The sequence below is a fragment of the Streptomyces sp. NPDC050704 genome, assembly GCF_040654355.1.
Classification (GTDB): Bacteria; Actinomycetota; Actinomycetes; order Streptomycetales; family Streptomycetaceae; genus Streptomyces.
Genome location: NZ_JBFAHW010000209.1, coordinates 1 through 10,084 on the forward strand (window position 1 = coordinate 1; position 10,084 = coordinate 10,084).

Annotated in this window: 7 protein-coding genes; 5 read left to right on the forward strand and 2 right to left on the reverse strand. The window is 69.3% G+C overall.

The window, feature by feature from the left end; translation table 11 throughout:
- Positions 1-108: 108 nt before the first annotated feature.
- The gene (locus AB0I18_RS50455) at positions 109-1,941 is read right to left on the reverse strand and encodes an endonuclease/exonuclease/phosphatase family protein (protein ID WP_363112607.1); all 1,833 of its coding nucleotides are present in this window, start codon (positions 1,939-1,941) and stop codon (positions 109-111) included.
- A gap of 410 nt (positions 1,942-2,351) precedes the next feature.
- Here AB0I18_RS50455 and AB0I18_RS50460 point away from each other — a divergent pair, with 410 nt between their 5' ends.
- On the forward strand, positions 2,352-3,779 hold the full coding sequence (locus AB0I18_RS50460) for a hypothetical protein (RefSeq protein ID WP_363112608.1): 1,428 nt from the start codon (positions 2,352-2,354) through the stop codon (positions 3,777-3,779).
- 274 nt (positions 3,780-4,053) lie between these two features.
- Here AB0I18_RS50460 and AB0I18_RS50465 read toward each other — a convergent pair whose 3' ends face one another.
- Positions 4,054-4,248 carry a hypothetical protein gene (locus tag AB0I18_RS50465; RefSeq protein ID WP_363112609.1) on the reverse strand — a complete coding sequence of 65 codons (195 nt, stop codon included), beginning with the start codon at positions 4,246-4,248 and terminating at the stop codon, positions 4,054-4,056.
- Between the two features lie 318 nt (positions 4,249-4,566).
- On the opposite strand from AB0I18_RS50465, the gene AB0I18_RS50470 reads away from it, so the two are divergent.
- From AB0I18_RS50470 to AB0I18_RS50485, 4 genes are all read left to right on the forward strand, one after another.
- Positions 4,567-6,015 carry an alkaline phosphatase PhoX gene (locus AB0I18_RS50470; RefSeq protein ID WP_363112610.1) on the forward strand — a complete coding sequence of 483 codons (1,449 nt, stop codon included), beginning with the start codon at positions 4,567-4,569 and terminating at the stop codon, positions 6,013-6,015.
- A 507-nt stretch (positions 6,016-6,522) separates the two neighbouring features.
- Positions 6,523-8,106, forward strand: coding sequence for a TROVE domain-containing protein (locus AB0I18_RS50475; RefSeq protein ID WP_363112611.1), 1,584 nt, complete (start codon positions 6,523-6,525; stop codon positions 8,104-8,106).
- Positions 8,107-8,209: 103 nt separating this feature from the next.
- Positions 8,210-8,857 (forward strand): GntR family transcriptional regulator, encoded by a 648-nt coding sequence (locus AB0I18_RS50480; protein ID WP_363112612.1) that lies wholly within the window; start codon positions 8,210-8,212, stop codon positions 8,855-8,857.
- 14 nt (positions 8,858-8,871) lie between these two features.
- Positions 8,872-9,888: a 1-aminocyclopropane-1-carboxylate deaminase gene (locus AB0I18_RS50485; RefSeq protein ID WP_363112613.1), complete on the forward strand. Its 1,017-nt coding sequence runs from the start codon at positions 8,872-8,874 to the stop codon at positions 9,886-9,888.
- The last annotated feature ends 196 nt before the right edge of the window (positions 9,889-10,084 follow it).

Sequence of the window (10,084 nt, forward strand, 5' to 3'; positions counted from 1 at the left end):
TGTGTGTGGGTGTTGTTGATTCTTGGGGTGCTTCTAACTACCTCGGCTGGCCCCCGGCGCCGGTCCCGAGGGGGCCGGGCTCACTCGGCGTACGGGAGGAACGAGGAACTACGGCCGGAACCGCAGCACCTGCGGGTCGTGGTCGCTGATCTGGTCGTTGAACTCCGAGTTGATGTGCACGCTGTCGTACGTGTACTCGCAGTCCTTGCGGATCGACGGGCTGATCAGGATCTGGTCGAGGACCTGGCTGTTGCCCTGGAAGTCGTAGCTGTAACGCTCGCTCTTCGGCAGGGACTTGACGGCCGACCAGAGGGCGCCGCCGGCCTCCAGGAGCTTGGTCGTCTCCGAGAACTCGAAGTCGTTGATGTCGCCGAGCGTGACGACGTTCGCGCTCTTCTGCTTCGCCAGGATGTCCTTGACGAAGGCGTTCACCGAGGCCGCCTGGAGGTGGCGCTGGGTCTCCGAGCTGCGGGCCGGCGGCTGGAACTGCGAGTGCAGCGCCTGGTCGCCGCCCTTCGACGCGAAGTGGTTCGCGATCACGAAGACCGTCTTGCCGCGGAAGACGAACTCGCCCGCGAGCGGCTTGCGGCTGTTCTTCCAGGCGTCGTTCGCCGGGTCGATCCGGCCCGGGGAGGCGGTCAGCTGCGCCTTGCCGTACACCTTCGTCACGCCGACGGCGGTCGTGGCGTCGCCGCCCGCGCGCTCGGTGAAGGAGACGCGCGCCGGGTTGTAGAGGAACACCTGGCGGATGTTGCCGCCGGGCTCGCCGCCGTCCGCGAGGTTCACCGGGTCGATGGACCGCCACGCGTATGCCGGGCCGCCCGCCGCCGCGATCGCGTCGACCAGCTTCTGCATCGTCCGGTCGGCGGCGACCGTGCCGTCGTTCTTCGCCCCGTTGTTGTCCTGGATCTCTTCCAGGGACAGGATGTCGGGCGACTGCAGGTTGTCCACGATCGCGGCCGCGTGGTCGGCGAAGGAGCCGTCCGTCGGGTCGAGGTTCTCGACGTTGTACGTCGCCACCGCGAGCTCGCTCCGCGACTGCTTGCGGGTCGTCTCGCGCTCCAGGCCGCCGGCCTCGACCGTGCCCAGGGTACGGGCGGTCAGCGTGTAGCCGCCGAACTGGGTGTAGTCGAGCGGGCCTTCGGTGGTGCCCTTCAGCGTGTCGCCGACGTTCGCCGTCGGGAACGGCTGCGTGGCGGTCGGGATCAGCGACTGGATCTGCAGCCGGCCGGTGTTCTGCGAGGAGTACGCGCCGTAGACGGTGCCGCCGCGCCGGTTCGCGTTCTCGTACGGCTTCACCGTCACCCAGAGCTCGGAGAACGGGTCGGTCGCGGTGACCACGCGGGACGAGCCGATCGCGACGTTCATGCCCTCAAGGGACTCGTAGTAGTCGAGGGCGTACTTCTTCGGCGCCAGCGGGAGGGCGTTGACCGAGCCGCTCGCCGCCGTGTCGCCCACGGGCGCGTAGGTGGCCGGTACGGAACGGCTGTTGACGACCGTGGCCGCCGGCAGCGCGTTGCCGCTGGACACCACCGTCACCGTCGGCTTGGTGATCTCCGTGACGGACTGGTTGCCGGACGAGGCGCCGCCCGGGACGAACTCCGTGACCGTGCCCGCGACGCTGACCGAGTCGCCGACGGCGACCTTCGGCGTGGAACTGGTGAAGACGAAGATGCCCTCACTGGTGGCGGGGTTCGTGTCCGCCGACGGGTCCTGGATCCAGAAGCCGCGGGACGAACCGTAGGTCCGCACGCCCGTGACGATGCCGGTCACGTCCGTGACCTGCTGGCCCGCGAGCGGGGAGGTCCGGGTGGGGCCCTGGATGTCGTGGACGGCTACGGCGGCGGCCTGGGCGGGTGAGGTGAGAACCACCGCGGAGACCGTGGAACAGACGGCTGCGACGGTGAGCGCGGCTATGCGAACTGAGGACTTGCTGGGCAACGGAATCCCTCCGGGGACGTGCGTGGGCGCCGGGACGAGGGTGGAGCCATGGGGCGAAGGTGGTGCGGTGGGACGAAAGACGAGGGTGGAGCCATGGGGGGGAGAGGCAGCCGGTGGGGCGGCGGAGAGTGACGCGCGTAGAGGCTGGGGCGGGGGATTATCCGCGAGTTTCTACGCGCGTAAATCTCCTGTCTGGCCAAGTCACTTGTCAAGGTTTCCCGGGTTACGACTTCTGACAGGTTCATGAACCGGGCGGCATGGGTCGAAATCCGTCTAGGCTGAGAGCGCATTCACCGGGGCGGCCGGCGAGCGTCTTTCCCGGGTGGCCCGTGGGCCCCGTGTATGCCAGATACATCCGGAATGTACGTCCGGAATATACGTCCGAATGTTCGTCCTAGGAGAACCAGCCGATGTCAGACAGCTCCCCCCTGCCGCCGGTGCGCCTGCACTCCGAAGCGGAACTCGCGCGGGACGCGCTCGCCACGCCGCTCCTCTCGCGAGCCGTGCGGCTCGCCCGCTGGGCCGGCCCGGACACCCGGGTCGGCGTCGGCGGCGAACTCGTCGAGGAGCAGCTGCCGGGGGCGGCCGCGGAACTCGCTCTGGAGGGCGAGGACGCCGCCGCCTACGCGAGCGAGGCCTGGCGGGTGGCCGTGGACACCGGGCTCGTCGACATCGTGGACGAGGAGGAGGGCACGGTCACCGCGGGCGCGGACCTGGCGCTCGTCGTGGCCGGAGCACCGCAGGACGTGCTGGGGCTCTGGCTCGGCGCGCTGGAGACCGTGCTCGCCGACGCCAGCGTGCCCGACCTCGACGACATCGTGGACGCCATGGGCGAGGGCGGCGAGATCGACTTCTCCGAACTGGACTGGGACCCCGACGCGGAGGCCGAGTTCCTCGACGGGGTGCTCGGCAACCTGTACCTGCTGACCGCCGGCGCGGACGGTCCCGGCGACGGACCGGTGCCGCTGCCCGCGCTCGCCGCCTCGATGATCGTGCCGGACGACATGGGCGAGCCCACCAACGACGTCCTGGAGCAGGTGTCGGACGCGATGATGCGGCTCGACGACCAGTTCCGGCTCCTGGAGCCGGTCGGGCTCGTCGACTTCCAGCCCGTCGACGAGGCGCTGATGGCCGACGCCGACGAGGAGCCCGCGGCGCCGGTCGACGACACGGACGTCTCGCGGTACGGGATGGTACGGCTCACTCCGCTCGGGCTCTACGGGATCAGGGCGCGGCTGCTGGACGCCGGGTTCGCGGCGCCCGCGGTGGGAGAGCTCGCGGACAAGGGCGCCGATGCCCTGTTCGACGGGACGGCCGCGTTTTCGCCGGCGGCCGCCCAGGCCGAGACCGAGCAGTGGCTCGCCCGGCGCGAACCCCTCGGCGCCGCGCGGGAGTTGCTGGCCGCGGCGCGCGGTGTCGATGCCGGGGCGCCGCTGCGGCGGCTGCGCTGCCAGCAGGCGCTGTCGCTGGTCGGCGCGGAGGCCGCGCCGGCGCTCCGCGACGTGCTCGGCGATGCCGAGCTGGGTGGGCTCGCGCGGGTCTGGCTGACCGAGCGGGGTGCGCCGGACGTGCCCGCGCCGTCCGAGGAGATGGTCTTCTGGCTGACCGTCGACACGATCGCGGCGCAGCTCGCCGCGGAGGGCAACTCTGCTGAGCTGCAGGCTCTGGTGGAGGGGCTGGCGGCGCAGCACGGCAGTTTCTTCGCCGCGGCCTGGCGTGTCGATCATCCCGCCACGCCGGATGTGCTGGAGGCGATGGGGCGGTTGCATCCTGACAAGAAGGTGGCCAAGGAGGCGCGTAAGGCGGCGTTCAAGGCTCGGTCGCAACAAGGGGGTTGAGCCGGGTTTTCTTTCGCCCCCGCCGCCCCTACCCGTCCCGTCCCCTGGGGCTCTGCCCCAGACCCCCTGGGGTGTGTTGCGTCGGGTGCGGGTAGGTGGGGGCTGGGCGCGCAGTTCCCCGCGCCCCTGAAAAGCGGGCTTCGCCCTGCTTTTCAGGCCGGGCCCGGTCCCCTTCAGCCCGTCCGGCGTTTGAGGACGAGGCTGTTTAGGCCGATAGCGGGGGTCTGGGGGCGCAGCTCCCAGGGATGGGACGGGTAGGGGCGGCGGGGGCGAATCAGGGCTTGTCCGGCTCCTCCGTGTCGCCCATCGGGAGTACTCGCACCGGCACGCCCTCCAGCTCGTCCGGGACGACGTCCTCCGGGCGGAGCCGGTCGTGCGGCACCTTGTGGGTGACGAAGACGACGATCACGTCCTCGCCCGAGTCCTCGTCGCGGCCGGTGCCGACCCCGGTCACGTTGGCCAGCGTCATCAGCCGGTCCTCATGGAGACGGCGTGCCTGACGTGCGTCCACTCCGGCTCGCCTCCCATGCGTCGGGGTCGTACGGGTCGTTGCTCTGCAGATTATTCCGGCCAACAGTTCGGATGCGAGAACTGTTGGGCCGTATGGGGTGTCGTCGGTCCTGACGGGCGAAACCGGCCGGATTCCGTCCGGATTCACGGAAGCAGGCCCTGGAACGTCCACCCGCGTTCAACCGGCGTTCAGCCGCGAGGGGGACCGTGTGGCCGAAAGCAGGGTCCGCCGCCCCCCCCTCGCCACGGTCACACTCCACCGCATCAGGAGCACAGCATGCCCCTCACCCGTAGGGACTTCGCCAGACGATCCGCGATCACCGGCGCCGGTGTCGCCCTGGCCGGCAGCGTCGGCGCCCTCGCCACCGCGCCCGGCGCCCTCGCCTCCCAGGACACCGAGTCCACGGGCGACGACGCCGAGCGGCACGGCGGAGCCGTCGGCTACGGCCCGCTCCGCCCCGACCCCAAGGGCATCCTCGCGCTGCCCGCCGGATTCTCGTACCGCGTCATCACGTACAGCGGGAAGACCAAGCTGGAGTCCGGCGAGATCACGCCGTCCAACCACGACGGCACCGCCGCCTTCGCGGGCCCGCGCGGCACGACCCTGCTCGTCAACAACCACGAGCTCAAGGGTCCGCGCTCCAAGTGGAAGTACCCGGTGCCGCTCACTGAGGGTCTCGTCTACGACCCGGCCGCGTCCGGTGGCTGCACGGTCGTCGAGGTGCGCCCGGGCGGCGCGGTCGCCGAGTGGGTCGGCATTGCCGGCACCTCCACCAACTGCGCGGGCGGCAGCACCCCTTGGGGCACCTGGCTCACCTGCGAGGAGAACTCCGACCGGGCCGGCGAGAACGGCATGACCAAGGACCACGGTTACGTCTTCGAGGTCGACCCCGCCGACCGCCGCGCCAACCGCAATCCCAAGCCCCTGAAGTTCTTCGGCCGTTACGACCACGAGGCCGTCGTCATCGACCCCAGGCGCGGTCACGCCTACCTCACCGAGGACGACTCCGACCCCAACGGCCTGTTCTTCCGCTGGGTCCCGCCGCAGGGCTTCACCCACGGCCGCGGCAGGTTCCGTACCCTCGCCGACGACGCGGGCGTGCTCCAGGCGCCCAAGTGCTATGACTCCGGCGGCCGTTACGTCGACGACCTGTCCCGCGCCACGAAGATCGGCACGGTGTACGGCGTCGACTGGGTCGAGGTACCGGACCGCGACGCGAAGACGGTCGCCGTGCGCGAGCAGTTCGAGCCCGGTGAGGTCACCCGCGCCCGCAAGCTCGAAGGCATGTGGTGGGGCGACGGCGGTGCGTACATCGTCTCCTCGTACGCCCGTGACGAGAGCCCCGTCCAGCACGACGGCCAGGTCTGGTTCTACGACCCCAGGCGCCGCACCCTGACTCTGAAGGTCCTCCTCGGCGTGAACCCCGACCCGTCGGTGGACGGCGCCTTCGACGGCCCCGACAACATCACGGTCTCCCCGTACGGCGGCCTCGTCCTCGCCGAGGACGGCGAGGGCATCTCGCACCTCTTCGGCGCGACCGACAGCGGCCGTACGTACCCGATCGCCCGCAACGACCTGAACATCGGCACCGAAGAGGAGCCGGAGTACAGCGAGTTCGCCGGTGTCACCTTCTCGCCCGACGGCAGGACGCTGTACGCCAATATCCAGAGCCCGGGGATTCTGCTCGCGATCACCGGTCCCTGGAAGCGTCAGAAGCGCGGCTGAACGCCCTTCTGTACGGCATGAATTAATTCGTTCGCCCGGCCCGCGGTACGCCCCTACAGTAATGAACGTCCAGGTGCGAAGGCAGGACCTACTTCCACTACTAATGGGGCGGCCGCGGGTTCGAGTCCCGTCACCGGTACAACGCGCCGGTGTAGCTCAGGGGTTAGAGCACCTACGTCGGTTCCGCCGGCCTTGAACTCTGGACACCACAACTTCATGCACCTCCCGGTGCGCGGGCTGCGGCTACTTCTCTCTCAAAGAACCCACGCCGCCGCCGATTTGATCTCGGGAGGCGCAGCAGATGGTGTGTGCCCGGTGCGCAGGCAGCGGTTACTTCGGGACTTGATGGGAAACCGTGCGGGTTCGAATCCCGTCGTCGGCTTCGGTCGATGTGGCGGAACTGGAAGACGCGTCAAGTGATAAGTCCCGCCGCCGACCCCTGATCTCGGGCACGCTCCATTTGCTGCGCCTCCCTCCGAAACAGATATGAATTCGGGGGAATTCACCATGGCGCGATTCAACACCAAGTTCGCGAAGGGCCAGGGCACTTCGCGTGTCACGTCGACGGGGCGGGTGCTCCGTACGTACGAGGGCGGCCGTGGTCGTGAGCGTGACCCGCGCTCCGAGCTTTTTCTGCTGTCGATCGCCAACTTCGTCGCGCAGAAGACCTTTTACGAGACCGGCGCCGCTCGTGACGACCGGTTCGCCGCGCTCGTCCGCCGGCTCGCCGTGAGCGATCCCTCGTGGACCGCGGGCCTGCTCGGCTGGCTGCGTGACGAGGGGAACATGCGGACCGCGTCGATCGTGGGCGCCGCCGAGTACGTCAAGGCGCGCCTCGACGCGGGCGCCACGGACGGCCCGTCGAACCGGCAGGTCGTCGCCTCCGTGCTGCGGCGTCCGGACGAGCCCGGCGAGCTGCTCGCGTACTGGACCGCGCTGTACGGCCGCAACGTGCCCAAGCCCGTCAAGCGGGGTATCGCCGACGCCGTGCGCCGGCTCTACAGCGGCAAGTCGCTGCTGAAGTACGACACGGCGTCCAAGGGCTACCGCTTCGGCGACATCCTCAACCTCGTGCACGCGGCGCCCGACCCGGACAAGCCGTGGCAGGGCGAGCTGTTCCAGTACGCCCTCGACCGTCGGCACAACCCGGACACCGCCGTGCCGCCCGTGTCCAACCGCGTGCTCACCGCGCACCGCGAGCTGATGGCGCTGCCGGTCGCCGAGCGGCGGGCGGTCGTGACGTCGGAGGGCGGCGCCGAGCGGCTGGCTGCGGCGGGGATGACGTGGGAGGCGCTGGCCGGCTGGCTGCAGGGGCCGATGGACAAGGCGGCCTGGGAGGCGGTCGTTCCGTCCATGGGTGCCATGGCGTTGGTGAGGAATCTGCGGAACTTCGACGAGGCGGGGGTCTCGGACGAGTTGGCGGCACAGGTCGCCGCGAAGATCAGTGACCCGGTGGAGGTCGCGCGCTCGCGGCAGTTCCCGTTCCGGTACCTCGCCGCGTACCAGCACGCGCCGTCGCTGCGCTGGGCGTACCCGCTGGAGCGGGCGCTCGGTCACTCGCTGGCCAACGTGCCGGCGCTGGGTGGGCGGACGCTCGTACTCGTCGACCGGTCCGGGTCGATGTTCTACTCGCGCATGTCCGACCGCTCGGAGCTCAACCGGGCCGACGCGGCGGCGATCTTCGGTACGGCGCTTGCGCTGCGGGCGGCGGACGCGGATCTGGTGGAGTTCGGGACGACCAGTGGGCGGGTGAAGTTCCGTAAGGGCGAGTCCGTGCTGAAGGTGCTGGAGCGGTTCGGTGATCTTGGTGGTACGAATACGAGCGACGCGGTGCGCAAGCACTACAAGAAGCACGACCGTGTGCTGATCGTCACGGACGAGCAGGCCACGTACAGCCACTACGGGGACCCGACCGAGCAGGTTCCGGCGCAGGTCCCGGTCTACACCTGGAACCTCGCGGGGTACCAGGCCGGCCACGGGCCGTCGGGGCGGGGGAACCGTCACGTGTTCGGCGGGCTCTCGGACGCGGCTTTCCGGATGGTTCCGCTGCTTGAGGCTGCCCGGGATGCTGATTGGCCTTGGGTTGCCTGAGGGTGCGTGGGTGCGTGGGAGGCGTGGGGCGTGGGGTGTGGCCCGTACTTCGGTGCGGGCTGCACCCTTGTGTGGGTGTTGGCTGACATCTAACATTTCAGTTGTGGAGGCGATACGACCCGTCCGCCGGACCCTGCTCAGGGACCGGGCGTACGAAGCGATCAGGGACGCCATCGTGGCCGGTGACATCGAACCGGGCGCGGCGGTTCGCGACGCCGAGCTCGCCGAGCGGCTCGGGCTGTCCAGGGCGCCCGTGCGTGAGGCCTTTTCGCGGCTTGTCGACGAGGGGCTGCTGGAGAGCAAACCGCAGAGCTATACGCGGGTGACTCCCATGGTGACCGCCGACGTGCGCGATGCCGCGGCCGTGGTCGGCGCCATGCATGAACTGGCCGTGCGTACCGCGGTGCCGCGGCTCGCTCCACAGCACATCGAGACGATGCGTGTGGCCAACGCGCGGTTCGCCGAGGCTGTTCGCGGTGGTGACGTCGATGGTGCCCTGCGTGCTGATGATGAACTGCACGACGTGCTTGTGCGGGTGAGCGGCAATCGTGCTGCCGCGGCCACCATCGCGCGTTACACCCCGCTCATCCGCCGCCTTGAGCGGCGCCGCTTCGGTGAGGGCGGCAACTGTCGTTCCGCCGGGCTGCACGACCAGTTGATCGATGCCTGTGCCGACGACGACACGGCGGAAGCGGTGCGTATCACCGCGGAGATCTGGCGCCCGCTCGGAGATCTCGCAGACTCCGACTGATATCGGGAGAACTCATGTCCCTCGACTCGTACGAGCGTTACCCCCTTCTTTTCGGCTTCTCGCCCGTGCACCCGTTGGAGCGGCTCACCGAGCATCTCGGTGGTGCCTCGCTGTGGGCCAAGCGGGAGGACTGCAACTCCGGTGTTGCTTATGGGGGGAACAAGACGCGCAAGCTGGAGTACCTCGTCGCGGACGCGCTTGCGCAGGGTTGCGACACGCTCGTCTCTATTGGTGGTGTGCAGTCCAACCACACGCGGCAGGTCGCGGCCGTCGCTGCTCGGGCCGGGCTCAAGTGCGTTCTCGTGCAGGAGAGTTGGGTGGACTGGCCCGACTCCGTGTACGACAAGGTCGGCAACATTCTGATCAGCCGGCTCGCGGGGGCCGATGTGCGGCTTGTGCGGGCCGGGTTCGGGATCGGGTTCAAGGAGAGCTGGGAGCAGGCGCTGCGGGAGGTTGAGGAGGGGGGTGGGAAGCCGTACGCCATTCCTGCTGGTGCCTCTGATCATCCGCTCGGTGGGCTCGGGTTTGCCGGGTGGGCGTATGAAGTCGCTGAGCAGGAGAAGGACTTGGGGGTCTTCTTCGACACCGTGGTGGTGTGTTCGGTTACCGGTTCGACTCAGGCGGGCATGGTTGCCGGGTTCGCTGCGCTGGAGGAGGCGGGTGGGCGGGCGCGGCGTGTTCTCGGTGTCGATGCGTCGGCGGCGCCTGTGCGTACGCGTGAGCAGATCGCGCGGATTGCTCGGGGTACGGGGCAACTCATCGGTGTTCGGCGGGAGTTGGATGAGTCGGATGTTGAGTTGGACGACCGGTATCACGCGGGGACGTACGGGATTCCGGATGAGGCCACTCTGGAGGCGATGCGGTTGGCCGCGCGTACTGAGGGGATGGTGACGGATCCCGTGTACGAGGGGAAGTCGATGGCCGGGATGGTGGATCTGGTGGGGCGTGGGGAGATCGGGCGGGATTCGACTGTGTTGTACGCCCATCTTGGTGGGCAGCCTGCGCTGAATGCCTATAGCGCGTTGTTCTGATCGCTTGCGGCTTGCGCGTCAGGCCGGTGGGTGGTGGGGGCGGGGCCGTGCCGGTACGTCTGCCCGTCGCCTTCCGGGCATACGGCTGTCGGTTGGGAGGTCGGGCTCTTTTGCGGGTACGCGGCCAAGTCGGGCCGTCGGCTCTCCATCGAGTACGCGCTCATCCGGGACATCAACGACCAGGCGTGGCGCGGTG